The following is a 13,936-nucleotide window of genomic DNA, read 5'->3' on the forward strand; positions in this document are numbered from 1 at the left end:
ACAGAAAAAAAGGGTCTGTGGCAAGTGGGCAGGCCGGTGTCGCGAATTGACGATATGTCCGCGACGGATGACCTTTTACCCCTATCCTGCCTCACCGACTTTATGAATCTTATACCTATGAATGATTAACCCGAATCTGGAAGGAGGAGTGCATGAATAAAATCATGTGGACCATGGCGACGGCTTTGTTTGTTCTCTGTATTTCATCGGCTTACGCAGATGAAATGAATGAGGTGTCTCTATCTGACGGCTTGCAGTGGATCAGCCAGGTGGATTCACCGACCAACGTGGTGGCCAGCAACGGGCGGTTTGAAAATCAAGTGCGCCTGCAGTGGGACCCCGTCAATAAAGCCACGGGTTACAGTGTCTTTCGGGCCCGTAATATGGCCGGCCCCTATGTCCCCATCAGCCCTGTGCTGAAGACGCCGACCTATGATGACGCCACGGCAGATATTGGGAAATACTACTGGTACAAAATCGTCGCCTGGAAATACATTTTTTTCAGCAAAGCCAGTGAACCTGCCGATGGATGGGCGGCGCTTTTTATGCCGAGCGGCGATGAGTCTTCCGTGCAGCTTTTGATGCGCGTGATCATGGATATTCCCCATTTCAAGCGGATCAGGGCCTTTGCCTCGGCCGTCCAGTTGACCCTTCCTGTTCCCGTAAACGCCGATGAATTCATCCCCTCCGGAGAGGAGATCTTTTCGTATGTCCAAAAGGTTTGTGAGACGCCGCATCGTCGTATTGGCTCGCCTGAGGCCAAGATCGCCGAGGAGTACATCATCGGTGAAATGGAGGAGATTTTAGGCACGGCTAATGTCCTCGTCGAGGAGGTTGACTGTGATGTGTACAAGGCCGACTCCTGGAAACTGGAACTGGAAAAAGACGGTGTGGTGTCTGATTTTCCGGCCTTTTATACGGTGAACACCGGTATTGTCTACGAAGAGAAACCCAACGGCGGATTTGTGGCTGGCGAGATGGTCTGGGCGGGGGAAGGGACGCCGGAAGAGTTTGATAAGCTGGGAAATATTCATGGGAAGGTTGTCGTGGCTCAGTGCACCTTTCCTAAGTTTCCGGTGGGGTTGGTGCAGATGCTTTATGACGATGGGTATTATACCTCGGACCCCACGGGGTCCTTCAACCTGTTGAGCTCTCAGGACCTGACCTTTGTGCGCAGCAATTTTCCGGCGGAGTACACGGAAGAGAACAATCCCAATTCGGTCTACTGGCTGGCCAGCGATGGCGGCGCGGCAGGGCTGGTGCTTGTTTTAAAGGATCATCCGTTTGATATCAACACGCACTGGGGTCCTTATGCCGGGAAAATGAAATCCATGCCCTGCATGTACGTCTCCCATTATAAAAATGACGAAATTAAGGCCCTGGCTCAGGCCGGAGGCCAGGCGACACTCACCATCACGGGCTCCCTGGAGAAAGGGGTGGGCCGTAATATCTGCGGGATTCTGCCGGGCAAATCCGAAGAGACCATCATTGTCAGTACCCATCACGACTCGGCTTTTAAGGGGGCCACCGAGGATGGCACAGGCGTGGGCATGGTCCTGGCCATGGCCCAAACCTGGGCTCAGGTGCCGTTGGAACAACGGGAAAAAACCCTGCTGTTTATTGCGACAACAGGCCATTTTTACGGGGGGAAAGGGTCTCGAGCCTTTGCGCACAAGCATGCCGAAGACCTGTTGAAACATGCCGTTCTCGACATCAACTTAGAGCACTTAGGCGCCCGAAATTATGTGGACGATGGCCAGGGCAACGGAGAGTTCGATGGCGAGCAGGCCCTCTCCATCGTTTTTGTTAACGAGGATTACAATGCCATCGCCACGGCGTCCCGCATGATGCAGGAAATCCAACCCGAGCGGACCCTGATGATTCCCTCCACCCTTCTGGGGCCGGTGCCTCCCGGGGAAGCCGGTCATTATCACATGTATACAGGGGTTGATTTTATTCATTGGATCGGCCAGCCCTATTATCTGCTGACCGCCGACGATACCCTGGACAAGGTGGATGTGTCGCAGCTTTATCCCCTCGCAAAAGGGGTGTCCAGCATGATCGGAACCTACATGAAGCTGAATGAATAAGGCAGAGACGCACCGGCCGGGACGTGTCGGTAACGCCACATGAAATGTTGATCACTTACCTTCCGGAACGAAGTACGAGGTGACGGTGTCGTGCCCCTGTGAACGCAGGCGTACGGCACCGTCACACCCTGCAAGTGAGGATGTGTCTGCCGAGAGTGGTGGTGCGCTTTTCGTCGCCGGAGGTTCTTATTCTGATCCCATCAGGGAAAAAGAGGAGACCGAAGCCATGACTGAAACCGAAGAATTTTCCATGTATTTGAAATCTACTTTTTTTATCGATTTTGATTCTATCGAAATCGCAGAGTATGCACAGGAGGCGTGCCGGGGGGCTTACACGGCTCGGGAAAAAGCCATCAGCCTCTTTTATGCGGTGAGAGATGATATCAAGTACGATCTCTTTGGCTATGAGATCAATCCCCTTTACATGAAGGCCAGTAATATCCTGAAGAAGGCCTCGGGATATTGCGTATCCAAAGGGCTGGTTTTGTGTGCGGCGGCCCGGTCTGTGGGGATCCCGGCCCGTATGGGTTTCGCCGACCTGATCAATCACCAGAATCCCGGGAAAATTGACGAATTGCTTCAGACGAATATTTTCGCCTTTCATGGGTTTGCCGAGCTTTATCTCGAGGGCAAATGGGTGAGAGCGACCCCCTCCTTCGATCGGGGGCTGTGTGAAAAATTGGGGTATTTTACTCCGGAGTTTGACGGAATTCATGACTCGACTTATCCCGAGTTTAACCTCAAGGGGGAGAAACACATGGAGTATGTGCATTATTACGGCAGCTTCCCGGATCTCCCCGTTTATGACCTCCTTGATTCGGTGAAGAAACATTACCCTCACTTTTTTGCTGTGGGGGCGGAAGTCACGGTGGATAGCCTGATCAGGGATGCCGGGTTGAATCTTCCTGACGTGGTTCCCGAGAGACATCTTCTCTGTATTCCTCCCAGGGCGGCATAATTGGCCTTTTGGACGATGGGGGCAGGCTCGGTATCCGGGCTTGTCCCCTTCCTGGGGCCTGTGTTTAATCCTTCATGACGTGTGAAAGTGGTGACGTATGCTGTTAACAGAAGAGGAAAAAAGAATGCTGGGGGGGGAGTCCGGCCCGGGAGTCCAGAAAGCCCTGTCGTTTCTCGTTGAATATGGGGAAGCCTTTGATGCCCAGCGGCTGATTCGGGTGGACAGCGCTCATATTTTACCCGATCCGGTGCATATGCTGGCGGAGCTGACCGAAGGGGTGAAGAGTGTGCGGACCCTTGCCACGATCCACTCGTTGTCTCCCTTGACCAGTCCGTGGGTGGGGGACCTGGGCCTTAAGGAGGATACCGCCAGCCCGGTGATTGAAGATACGATGAAGGCCGTAAAGATTTATAAGGGGCTCGGGTGTTTTATGACCCTGAGCTGCGCCCCGTATGTGATGGGCAATGCGCTTAAAAAGGGCCACGTTTTTTCCTGGGCGGGCTCTTCCGGGATTATTATTAACAACTCGCTGTTCGGTGCTCGGGGAAACAGGGACTCGGGCATTGCCATGACCTGCTCGGCCATCACCGGCCTGACGCCAGAGCTCGGGCGCATTCGAAGCGAAGAACGCTATGCCGATGTGGTGGTCCGGTTTCAGAAGGTCGATGTGGAACAGCTCTCCGATGCGGATATGGGCGCCATCGGCTATCACATCGGTGCCATGGCTCAAACAAAGAATGTGGTGATTGATGGCCTGCCTTCCACCGTGCCCTTTGAAAAATTGAAATACCTGCTCTCACCCATGCCCGTTTCCGGGGCGGTGAGCCTCTGTCATCTGACAGGGATCACGCCGGAAGCTCCGACCCTTGAGGCGGCTCTTGGCAACCGGAGGCCCGAAATGACGCTGACCCTTTCACCTTTTGAGATGCGGGATGCCGTTTCGAAGCTTAGCCATTACACCTCGTCGGAGGTGGAGGTTGTGGCCATGGGCTGCCCGCATTTGACCATGCGGGAAATCAGGGATATCGCCTATATGCTGGAGGGACGCCGGGTCGCCGACGGGGTGCGGCTTATTCTGGCCACAAACGAAGGGGTCTCCAGCCTTTGTCGTCGGATGGGGTACAACGATATCATCGAAAAAGCAGGGGGGCTTATCATTACGGATTCCTGTATCGCGGTCTTTCCTTTTGCTCATATGAAGGAGCCGGTTGCCCGAGTGGCGACCAACTCTGCGCGTTGCGCTCATTATTTGCTTCGCGGGGGGGCCGGAGAGGTGGCCGGGGGGAAGGTGATGGATACGTATTATGGCAGTACCCGGCAATGCCTTGACGCGGCCGTGACCGGAACATGGGAGGACGCATGAATATTACAGGCCACACCATTAAAGAGGGATGCGTGGAAGGGGAGGCCCTGGTGCTGACCATGCCGTTTTCCTTTCTGGGGGATTTTGATCTCACCACCGGTCGGGTGAACGATCTGCACGACCAGGCCGGGGCCATCATTTCCGATAAAATTCTTGTTTTTTCCTCGGGAAGAGGCTCCACCACCGGTGCCTTGATCGGTTTTTATGCCTGTCTTTTCCAGACGGGACCCAAAGGGATGATCTGTCAGGAAGCCGAGCCCGTCATTGCCATCAACGCCGTGATGAACGATATCCCCACGATGGATCGCCTGGAAATAGATCCCATGGAGATCATTGAGACCGGGGATTGGATCCGGCTGGATGCCACCCGTCGCGTGGTGAGAGTAGAGAAACAAATCGCGTTGAGGAAGGCGGTATAACAGGGGGAGCCGACGGCGGTCGGTCGAACGGTGACAATTCAGTCCCTTTTTTTCTGTGCCTTCGTGGTTCACTCCACGGAGGCACTTTTTTATGGTTTCAACAGACGCCAGGCCATCCCCTGGGCCAGAAGGGCGACGGCCAGGGAGAGGAGAAAGGCTTCTGTCATGGAAAAGGTCTGGAGTGTGAGATTCAGGGCGAGGCAGAAGGCGGTAAAGGAGTAAAGGCCGAAGACCATGCCGCGAAGCAGTCTCCCCACATAGGCTGCGCCTTGTTTGCGATGAGAGAAGACGGCCAGGATAGAGCCCATGACCGGAAAGGTGGCAGCGATTCCGCTGGCTCGGGGGCCAATGGCAGAGGAGGCCCAGGTTACGGCCAGGACCAGGGTCACGGCGGCGATCATTCGGTACAAGAGTTCATCAGGGTGCGTGGTGGCAGCCGATGCCTGGGGGGCGGTGACCGGGAACAGCCGGGGAGAGATCCACAGCACCGCCAGGATCATGGGCAGGCCGATGTATAGCGGTGGAAACCAGGCGAGAAGAAGGCCTGCCGACAAGGTATAGGCGAACAGCGCCAGAGACAGGGAGACCGGCCAGGAGAACCGTGTGGCGCTCCAGGCATAGGCCAGGTAAAAGGCGATAAAGGCCAGGATGCCGGAAAGGGTGCCCATGGCCGCGTTGCCCGCAAAGGCGGGACCGTGCTCTATGGCAAGGAAAAACAGGATGGGACCGGAGATCACCGGGAAGGCGGATAGCCATCCGGCGACCAGGGCACCCCAGCGGCGTCCGGCGAAGGTGACGGCAGCGATAATGCCTGGGGTGAGGGCGAGTTTGAGGCCGAGAGAAGAATGCATGGGGATCCACCTGCCATGGGAGGCCAGCCTTGAGGGTGGCCGGAAAAAGAGTTGAATGGGACCATGTTTTGAGCGCATGGCCAGTCACAGGGGTGCGTCGAACCCGAATATTTCATGAGAAAACGATCGATTCAAAGCAATAAACTGTTATTGCATTGGGTTATTGCGAAAAATTCAGTTATTTCAAAAATACAAAATGTAATTCACGGTTATCTGTTCGCTTTTCTCACCCGACTCGTGGAATATCCGGGCTAAGTGCATGCCCTGGTGTCGTCATAGGCTACTTCGGGGCATTGATCAAGGCACAATAGAACATGCCATCAATGGGATCTTCCTTTCGCGTGTGGCATCAAGGCCAGTAACATCGTTTACTATGGTATACATAATCCCTTGACGCGATCGCCTCTAAACATTACGTTGACGTGAGGTTTTATTTTGAGGCCAACAGATAGTTTCCATGTGAACATATAGATTTCCGAAAGGATGACAACCATGAGTAAGGTGATGCGAATCGGGATTGTGGGAGCAGGAATGATGGGGGCAGAGATCGCCCTTTGCTGTGCATGGAACGGGATGGACGTCATCATGAAGGAGGTGACCCAGGAACGCGCGGACAACGGGAAACAGACCGTTGCCAGACTTCTTACCAAGGCGGTGGACAAGGGCAGGATCGACACGGAGGAAAAGGAGAATGTTCTCGCCCGCATCCAGCCGACGGATATGTATGAGGGTTTCGACGAGGTGGATCTTGTCATTGAGGCCATTCTCGAGGTTTCCGAAGTGAAGCAGACCCTTTTTCAAGAGTTGGACGTCATCTGCAAACCCGAGTGTATTTTTGCCTCCAACACCTCATCCATCTCCATCACGAAACTTGCCTCGGCGGCTCGACCCGAGCGGTTCGTCGGGCTTCATTTCTTCTCTCCTGCCTCCATGATGAAACTCGTTGAGGTGATCCCCGGGTTGCTTACCACCCCGGTTACCATAGAATTTGCCATGGCGTTTTGCCGTACCATCGGCAAAGAGCCCGTGAAAGTGAAAAACGTCGAGGGCTTTGTGGTGAACCGTATCCTCCTGGCCTTGATGAACGAAGCGTATCGGCTTCTGGACGAAGGCGTGGCCACCAAAGAAGATATAGACACCGCTTGTCGCCTGGGACTCGGTCACCCCGTGGGCCCTTTTCGGCTCAGCGACAACATCAGCCTTGATCTCCTCGGCAAAGTCCATACCATTTTAACCGATGCCTACGGGGAGCGCTTCAAGGCCCCGGGAATTTTCCGCGAACATCTCGATGCCGGTCGCATGGGGCGCAAGGCAGGCAGAGGATGGTACGACTATTAAACAGGTTCATCACAGAGTCATCGAGGAGCGCCTGAGAAAAGGCAAAAGCAAACCTTAGACGACAAGGTATGTCACCTTGTTATATTTTGTACCATTTTACCGATTTTAAGGGGATCTGGCTCTCTTCCAGGGCGGCGATGATATCGTAGGAGCGGTTGTCGACGTTGCCCCTGGAGGAGAGCTGGAGTCCCAGGGTGAGGTTGATGATACCGGCGTCGTAGTCCTTCAGCAGCTCGGTGGAGATGATTTTGAGCCCTTTTTGTTTCATGATCGCCACGGCATGCTCTGGTTTTTCTCCCAGAGGAAGGGAAAGCGTCAGGTTGCGGTAGACATCTTTTTTGTATGTTTTCTCCACGATATTCAGCGTGGACAAGGAGAAGAGGGCGATGCAGGTGGTGGTGACGGCCAGGATATAGAGACCGGCTCCTGCCGACATGCCGATGGCGCAGGTGATCCAGAGGCAGGCGGCGGTGGTGAGGCCCCGAACCGACAGGCCATCTTTGATAATGGCACCGGCCCCGAGAAAACCGATGCCCGTAACGATCTGTGCGGCGATACGGCCGGGATCGGTGACGCCTTGAAAGGCTTCGGGTTTCAGCACGCCAAAGGAGGAGACGGTCGTGGAGAGGGTCATAAACAGAGCGGATCCCGCACAGACCAGGAGGTGGGTTCGCAACCCGGCCTCCCTGCCATGGATGTCCCGCTCCAGCCCGAGCAACCCGCCCAGGGCGGCGGCGGTTAGAATCCGTATGATATAAGGCAGGGACTCATTCCATAATTCCAGCATCACGATTCCTTTTTGTCTAACACAGATCATCAATCAAAAGAGTCACCATACTCCAAAGGCGTGCCAGGTTAAATTTTTTTTAGTAAAAAATGTAACCTTTGCGTCAATGATAGCCTCTGGCGTTCCTGCCAAAGAACAAGACCATGAAAAATTAGATAAGCAGACGGTGGTAACCGGAGCATTTTTGCGTCATTTTTTGCAAACAGTGACCCGCCGCGGGCACATTGAATAGAGAGGGAAAAATCAGGAAAAAGATGCGGGGATATTTTGACTGATGTTTTTAAGTCATGGGTCAGGCCGGAGGGCAGGGTGGGTTGAGGCAGCCCCATGACGTCGGGTGCGATCATGGGGCTGCCTTGTCTTGTTTTGTTTCCGGGCTATGCCTCGCTTTCCAGGATGCCGATGAAACAGGGGCCGAAGTGGGACGATCCAGAGTCTTCGGGGGTCGTCGGGTCCTCCGGGGGGATGTCAACCGGTGGGTCCACGGGGAATTCGCCCTTGGAGGGACCGAAGGGATCCACGATGATCCCGTTGGCCACACCGTCGGCGTCACCGGGGCCTCCGTCGGTGACCGTCAGGCTGAGAAGCGTCCGGGTGTCATCCAGGGTCACCTTATCGCTGAAGTCCTGCCAGCCCCTTGCCGCATCGTATTTGGCCCAGACAATGCCCTCTGGAATCGGAGCCTCTGTGGTGAAGGTCAAGGTGACGGTTTCTCCGGGGGTGTTCACCTCCGCCTGGAAACCGAGCATCCAGCTGGGCCGGAGTGAGGGGATATTCCTGCTGTCGGTGATTTTCTCAGGTTGCAGGAGTGTGATCTTCTCCACCTGTCGCAGGTCGCCGGGGTCTGTCAGGGCGATCTTCACGGGCAGGCCCGGCAGGCAGAGCACTTCTGGATTATCCGCCGTGCGACAGGTCTCCTGAGCGTCAGCGATCCCGTTGTAGTTGCCGTCCTTCACCCCTTGGCTTTCCGTCGTGAACCACGCGGTCGCCGACCAGAGTGCCGCCTCATCTTCAAATCGGACACGCCAGCAGTAGCGAATGTTGGGCTCCAGCACCAGGACAGGTACGGCGAGCTCCATGAGGGGCTGTGCGATGGACAGGTCCACCACGGGGTGAGAAAAGCTGTCGTCTGTGTCGATCTGCCACCGGGCACGGGTGAGTACTCCTTTGATGGTTCCGTCCCCGTATCGGGCTGTGAGGACCGGGGCCAGGTCGGTAAACGATCCGCTCTCCGGCAAAACCCGAATCGCCCGTGCCGGGTGATCCGCTGGGTTGTCGGGGAGGGTTCCCAGGGCATACTCTCTTGCGTTGCTGATCCCGTCTCCATCCATGTCAAGGTCGGCATCTGCCGGGGAGAGGGGGTTGAGGCCATGGGCCTGCTCCCAGGCATCGGGCATGCCGTCGTTGTCATCATCCGAGTCGGTATTGTCGCCCACGCCGTCGCCATCGGTGTCCACGGATTCACCGGGTGTCCCGGGGAAGTCGTCGCGGCAGTCCAGGATGCCGTCGCCGTCCGTGTCCACGTCGGGCGTGCCGCAACCATTGCAGCCAGGAGTTACCTTGCCGGGGTCTGCACTGCATTCATCCGTACAGTCTGGCGTGCCGTCGCCGTCGGTGTCTGGCTCCTCCTGGAATTCATAGGCGCCCATGTCTATCCAGCATCTCACCCGTGGCTCACCGGACAAGTCCAGGAGGCCTGGTCCGTCTTCGGTATTGACGGGCCCGGTATTGCGGCAGGGGGAGATGCTCTGAAGGTGGAAATCACCGCCGGAGGCATTCACGAACAGGGGCGCAGAGACCGTGTTACCGGGTTCGTCGACAGAGCTCAGGGTGCCTTCGGGGATGCAGGAGCCGGTGATATGAAGCGGGGTCCCTTTGAACACGGTAAAGCCGGTCCCGATGATGGATCCGGAGATCTGCTGAGTCTCTTCACCCGCTACTGTAGAGGTGGCATTGGCAACGTAGAGGTTGGCGGCATTGGGGCTCGTATTTTCAGCGACGGTGGTGGCTATCAGTTTGAAGTCATCGCCGGAGAGATAGAGACCACCACCCTGAATGAGGCTGGTGTTGGTGGCGATGAGGCAGTTTGTGATCGTCAGGCTGCCCCCGGCGGCATGGATGCCTCCCCCCCAGAAGGCGCTGTTGTTGATTATTTTGCATCGGTTGAGCCGCAGGTTGCCTTCGTTTCGCAGGCCGCCGCCATAAGTGGATGTTATGTCAGCGGAAGGGGTTGTGCCGTCTCCCTCTTCCACGGTGACCCCGTCCAGGAGGGTTTCAGAGCTGCTGAGGGCCTTGTGCCAGATCACATGGTTGCTGTGGATGCCGCCTCCCTGGTCGCCGCTGAGGCGTGTTTTGTGGGTTTCCGTGTCTCGCGGGTCCCGCAGAGATTCGTCTCCTTCAAATCCTCCATAAATAGACACCCCGGCCTTGAGGGTGAAATGATACCCCTTGGGTTCCGTGTTGTCAGGGAGGTGGGGGGCGTCAGAGGGCACATAGGTGCCTTCAGCCACCCACACCTCTTCCCCCGGGGCCGCATAGAAGATGGCCGTCTGGAGGTTGGTGAAGGCCTGGCCCCAAGAGGATCCGTTGTTCGCCCCGGACGCGTCCACATCCACAAAGACGGTCTGCTTTGCGGGGTAGCTGGCCGCGTCGTTGCACAGGGTGCCTGCCATGACCTCCCGGCCGTTGGAGAAGCCGTCTTCATCGGTGTCAGCCCATCGGTCTTTTTCGGTGGGGCTGGATCCGAAGGCGACCTCCTCACGGTCGGTGAGGCCATCCCCGTCGGTATCGGCCAGGGCGGGATCGGTTCCTGCGGAGAGTTCTTCAAGGGCGTTGAGACCGTCTCCGTCGGTGTCTTCTCTGCCGTCTGGGGTGCCATCCCCGTTGGTGTCGGCCTGGGATGGGTCGGTGCCATGGGCGTTTTCATAGAGGTCGGGCAGGCCGTCTCCATCGGAATCTTTGTCGGCCTCTTTGATGCCGTCACAGTCGATATCGGCGGTGTGGTTTTCAAAGGCTCCCATGTCGATGGGGCCGCAGAGGCGATGGTTTCCACCGAGGTCCTGGGTGCCGAGGGTGTCGACCGTTGCGGCCGGGTTGCCGGCATGGATGGCGGGCGAGGTGTCGCTTAAGGTGAACTCATCGTTTTCGGGGTCGGTAAATTCAGGATCGGCGGCTGGGTTTTGCTCGGGGCCGCCCACGAGGGACCAGAGAATCGTACTGGTGTTACCTGCGTCTGAGACTTGGGCTTCAAACCCATTGTCCCAGATGATGCAGCTATCAAGGCGCACCGAGCTTGTGGGGTCGTTTATGACTCCGCCGGTGTTGTTGGCGACGGTGGTATTGATCAGGTTGGGGCGACTGTGGTTGCGGTTGGTGATGGCAATGGCCTGGTTGCCGGTTGCCAGGCATTGCACCAATCTGGGAGACGCATTGTCGTTGTAGAGTACGCAGCCGTTGCTGGCCTGGTTTTTTGTGAACCGGCACAAGGTGAGGGTGGGGCTGGCAGACAGGTTGAGCATGCCAGCACCCAGGCTGTGGAGGTCTGTCCCATCGGCGTTGCCGGAGGAGATCGTGACACGATCCAGGGTTGCCGTGGCGTCAAGACATAGACCTGCCGGGTGGTAGAAGGTGTGCCTGAGGTTCTCTGAACAGGTCTCGGGAGCCAGGGGGTTGTCGTTTCCCAAAGAATCCCCAGTGAAGATCGTCTCAGTTGCAGCAAAGGATCGATCGGCAAGGGTTGTTTCGGTGCCGGTAAATCCCCCATGAACAGCAATTCCCTTTTTCAAGGAGAAATGCCGGGCTCTCGGGTCGAGGTTTCCCGGGAGGTTGGGAGACCACGTCGGTGTGTAGGTTCCCGTTGCCACCCATACCGCCTCGCCAGGGGCTGCATACCAGATGGCCCGTTGGGGATCTTTCCACGCGGTGGACCAGCTTTGTCCGTCGTTGGCAGCGTCTCCTGTCGGCGACACATACCAGACAGCACGGGAGGACGGCGTGGCACCGGGATCGTTGGCCGATGTCCCGTCGGTGAACTCCCGGATGTTGACAAACCCGTCTTCATCGGCATCCAGCCAGCGATCGTTCGAAAGGGGCGAGAGCCCGTTGTTTGACTCGTAACCGTCGGTCATGCCGTCGGCGTCGGAGTCTGCAAGGCGCGGATTGAGTCCTGCGGCCCTTTCTACCGCATTGGTAAGGCCGTCTTCGTCTGCATCCCCTTCGGGGGGCAGGGCTGCGCTTGAGGGGTATTCAAAGGCTCCGATGTCGAGGCGACCGTCGTAGCGGGCATTGCCGGCCATGTCCGTGATACCGAAGAGGTTCAGGTCCGTGTCGGGGTTGCCGGCATCGATGGCCGGGGAGCCTTCCTGCAGGGCGTAGTTGCCTTCGGTGGTGTTGACGAACAGGGGATCCAGGTTGGATGAATGTTTGGTGACGAAGTCAAAGATCTCGTAGGGGTATGAAGGAGACCCTATGTTGGACCCAGTTGCGGCGGTATTGTTCCAGAAAAGACAGTTGTCAGCGGTTTCAACCCAACTGTTCAGGAAGGCACCGCCCCCATTGGCTGCCATGTTGCCGACGACCGTGCAGCCACGCAGTGCAAGCAAGCTTCCGTAAGTGTTGTAGTACCCTCCGCCTTTTTCTGTTGCGGTGTTCCTGGCGAGAACCGAGTTGGTGAATTTCATGGAGGCACGGATTCCATAGGCGCCCCCCCCATCCGTGGCACGGTTGTTTTCGAGGCGGCAGGCGGTGAGGGTTGCTTCTCCGTCGGCAAGGTAAAGCCCACCCCCTTCGGTGGCCCGGTTGCCTTCGATGCGGCAGTCGATGAGATGGAGGTTGATACCGCTTAGGAAAAGCCCTCCCCCTCGGAGGGCGTCATCGGGGAGAACCTCCTCAGGGGAGGATGGGGCAGCATTTCCACCGGAGAGGGTCAGTCCGTTTAAGGTCGCCATGCCGTCCCATGGGGTGCTCTCTGTGGGATGATAAATGATGTGGTAAAGGTTGTCGGTAAGGGTGGTTTCATCGTCTGGATTGTCGTTTCTTGCAAGGTCGCCGCTCAATAAGGTGGGGTTGGCGAGGACATCCCGTTGGTCAATCGCGGTTTCCGTGCCGGCAAACCCCCCGTAGAGGGTGATCCCTGGCTTTAAGGCAAGATGGCGCGAACGTGGATTTTCTTGCGGGGAGAGGGGCTCTATTAAGATACCCGTGGCCGGATCCACCTCCCTGCGGATATCCGTGGGGACGCGATGAGGGTTCTGTTTCGGAACGTAGGTCCCCGCCTGCATCCAGATGGCCTCACCGGGGCCGGCATAATAGATGGCGGTCTGAATGCTGCCAAAGGCATCGCCCCAGGAGGTGCCAGAGCCGGTGCCGTCGGGGGTGACAAAGACGGTGGTTGCCGAGGGGGTGGAGGCCTTGTCGGTGGGTGAGGTCCCAGCAAGGAGCTCTCGAAAGTCCGAGTAACCGTCCAGATCCTGATCCATGATGCCCTGGTTTACCGCCGGGTTCAGGCGGTGGGCGGTCTCCCAGGCATCTGAGAGGCCGTCTCCATCGGAGTCTCCGGTGTCCTGGGCATCGGGCACGCCGTCATTGTCTGCGTCTAAGGCCGTGTACGTGCCTGTCAGGGTGGCGGTGACTCCGGCGGGAAGGGCCAGGGGCTGGATGGCAGTTGCGGGGCCTTTCCAGCCTGGGGGTGCATCGCCCCAGGTGAGGGCGTAGGTCCCTTCGGGGAGATCAGTCAGCTTTGTGTCGGCATTTCCTGACCGGGCGACAGGGCCGGAAAGACTCCAGGTCGAGACGACGGCATCCGGTACCCTGTCGATGAAAAGAGTCCCTGTGGTGGGGGCCGGAGGGCCGGGTGCATCGCAGAGGTTGATGGCGGCCGTGCCCAACTCCAGGGTGGAGGAGGCGTCGGCTTCCATGGAACGGCTGCCCAGGACCGTGCCGGATCCCAGGTGAACAGCTCCCCCTGAGGTCACGGAGAGGTCACCGCAGTTGAGGGTAAGGGTGGACGAATGGAGCTCCAGTCGAGCCCCATCGTGTACCGTGATATTTCCGGCGGAGACCGGAAAGGCAAAGAGCCAGGCCGCAAAAGAAAGGAGCGTGGGTAGGGATACAAGTCGGGTCATGATGCCAT

At 57.3% G+C, this 13,936-nt stretch carries 9 protein-coding genes; 5 read left to right on the forward strand and 4 right to left on the reverse strand.

Annotated features, from left to right (window positions below):
• Positions 1 to 152 precede the first annotated feature (152 nt).
• The 4 genes from Q1Q75_RS11890 (at position 153) to Q1Q75_RS11905 (ending at position 4,830) form a co-directional block, all read left to right on the forward strand.
• On the forward strand, positions 153 to 2,090 hold the full coding sequence (locus Q1Q75_RS11890) for a M28 family peptidase (RefSeq protein WP_300670710.1): 1,938 nt from the start codon (positions 153 to 155) through the stop codon (positions 2,088 to 2,090).
• Positions 2,091 to 2,316: 226 nt separating this feature from the next.
• Complete coding sequence (locus tag Q1Q75_RS11895; protein ID WP_300670713.1) at positions 2,317 to 3,048, forward strand: transglutaminase family protein; 732 nt, start codon at positions 2,317 to 2,319, stop codon at positions 3,046 to 3,048.
• A 97-nt stretch (positions 3,049 to 3,145) separates the two neighbouring features.
• The gene (locus Q1Q75_RS11900) at positions 3,146 to 4,411 is read left to right on the forward strand and encodes an aconitase X (RefSeq protein ID WP_300670715.1); all 1,266 of its coding nucleotides are present in this window, start codon (positions 3,146 to 3,148) and stop codon (positions 4,409 to 4,411) included.
• Entirely contained in the window at positions 4,408 to 4,830 is a 423-nt protein-coding gene (locus Q1Q75_RS11905; RefSeq protein ID WP_300670718.1) for a DUF126 domain-containing protein, read from the forward strand. Before Q1Q75_RS11900 ends, Q1Q75_RS11905 begins: the two co-directional genes overlap by 4 nt.
• Before the next feature lie 89 nt (positions 4,831 to 4,919).
• On the opposite strand, the gene Q1Q75_RS11910 is transcribed toward Q1Q75_RS11905, so the two are convergent.
• Positions 4,920 to 5,681 carry a hypothetical protein gene (locus Q1Q75_RS11910; protein WP_300670720.1) on the reverse strand — a complete coding sequence of 254 codons (762 nt, stop codon included), beginning with the start codon at positions 5,679 to 5,681 and terminating at the stop codon, positions 4,920 to 4,922.
• A gap of 492 nt (positions 5,682 to 6,173) precedes the next feature.
• Between Q1Q75_RS11910 and Q1Q75_RS11915 the strand changes: the two genes are divergently transcribed.
• Positions 6,174 to 7,019 (forward strand): 3-hydroxyacyl-CoA dehydrogenase family protein, encoded by an 846-nt coding sequence (locus Q1Q75_RS11915; protein ID WP_300670722.1) that lies wholly within the window; start codon positions 6,174 to 6,176, stop codon positions 7,017 to 7,019.
• A gap of 79 nt (positions 7,020 to 7,098) precedes the next feature.
• On the opposite strand, the gene Q1Q75_RS11920 is transcribed toward Q1Q75_RS11915, so the two are convergent.
• The 3 genes from Q1Q75_RS11920 to Q1Q75_RS11930 form a co-directional block, all read right to left on the reverse strand.
• Positions 7,099 to 7,806, reverse strand: a complete 708-nt coding sequence (locus Q1Q75_RS11920; RefSeq protein WP_300670723.1) for an MgtC/SapB family protein — start codon at positions 7,804 to 7,806, stop codon at positions 7,099 to 7,101.
• A gap of 68 nt (positions 7,807 to 7,874) precedes the next feature.
• Positions 7,875 to 8,153 (reverse strand): hypothetical protein, encoded by a 279-nt coding sequence (locus tag Q1Q75_RS11925; protein WP_300670724.1) that lies wholly within the window; start codon positions 8,151 to 8,153, stop codon positions 7,875 to 7,877.
• A 30-nt stretch (positions 8,154 to 8,183) separates the two neighbouring features.
• The gene (locus Q1Q75_RS11930; RefSeq protein WP_300670725.1) at positions 8,184 to 13,928 is read right to left on the reverse strand and encodes a choice-of-anchor U domain-containing protein; all 5,745 of its coding nucleotides are present in this window, start codon (positions 13,926 to 13,928) and stop codon (positions 8,184 to 8,186) included.
• Positions 13,929 to 13,936 lie beyond the last annotated feature (8 nt).

It is taken from the genome of Desulfoluna sp., assembly GCF_030145185.1.
Lineage (GTDB): Bacteria > Desulfobacterota > Desulfobacteria > Desulfobacterales > Desulfolunaceae > Desulfoluna.

Coding starts and splice junctions, on each gene's coding strand:
- Q1Q75_RS11890 (WP_300670710.1), top strand. CDS start 153: ATGAATAAAATCATGTGGACCATGGCGACGGCTTTGTTTGTTCTCTGT.
- Q1Q75_RS11895 (WP_300670713.1), top strand. CDS start 2,317: ATGACTGAAACCGAAGAATTTTCCATGTATTTGAAATCTACTTTTTTT.
- Q1Q75_RS11900 (WP_300670715.1), top strand. CDS start 3,146: ATGCTGTTAACAGAAGAGGAAAAAAGAATGCTGGGGGGGGAGTCCGGC.
- Q1Q75_RS11905 (WP_300670718.1), top strand. CDS start 4,408: ATGAATATTACAGGCCACACCATTAAAGAGGGATGCGTGGAAGGGGAG.
- Q1Q75_RS11910 (WP_300670720.1), bottom strand. CDS start 5,681: ATGCATTCTTCTCTCGGCCTCAAACTCGCCCTCACCCCAGGCATTATC.
- Q1Q75_RS11915 (WP_300670722.1), top strand. CDS start 6,174: ATGAGTAAGGTGATGCGAATCGGGATTGTGGGAGCAGGAATGATGGGG.
- Q1Q75_RS11920 (WP_300670723.1), bottom strand. CDS start 7,806: ATGCTGGAATTATGGAATGAGTCCCTGCCTTATATCATACGGATTCTA.
- Q1Q75_RS11925 (WP_300670724.1), bottom strand. CDS start 8,153: ATGATCGCACCCGACGTCATGGGGCTGCCTCAACCCACCCTGCCCTCC.
- Q1Q75_RS11930 (WP_300670725.1), bottom strand. CDS start 13,928: ATGACCCGACTTGTATCCCTACCCACGCTCCTTTCTTTTGCGGCCTGG.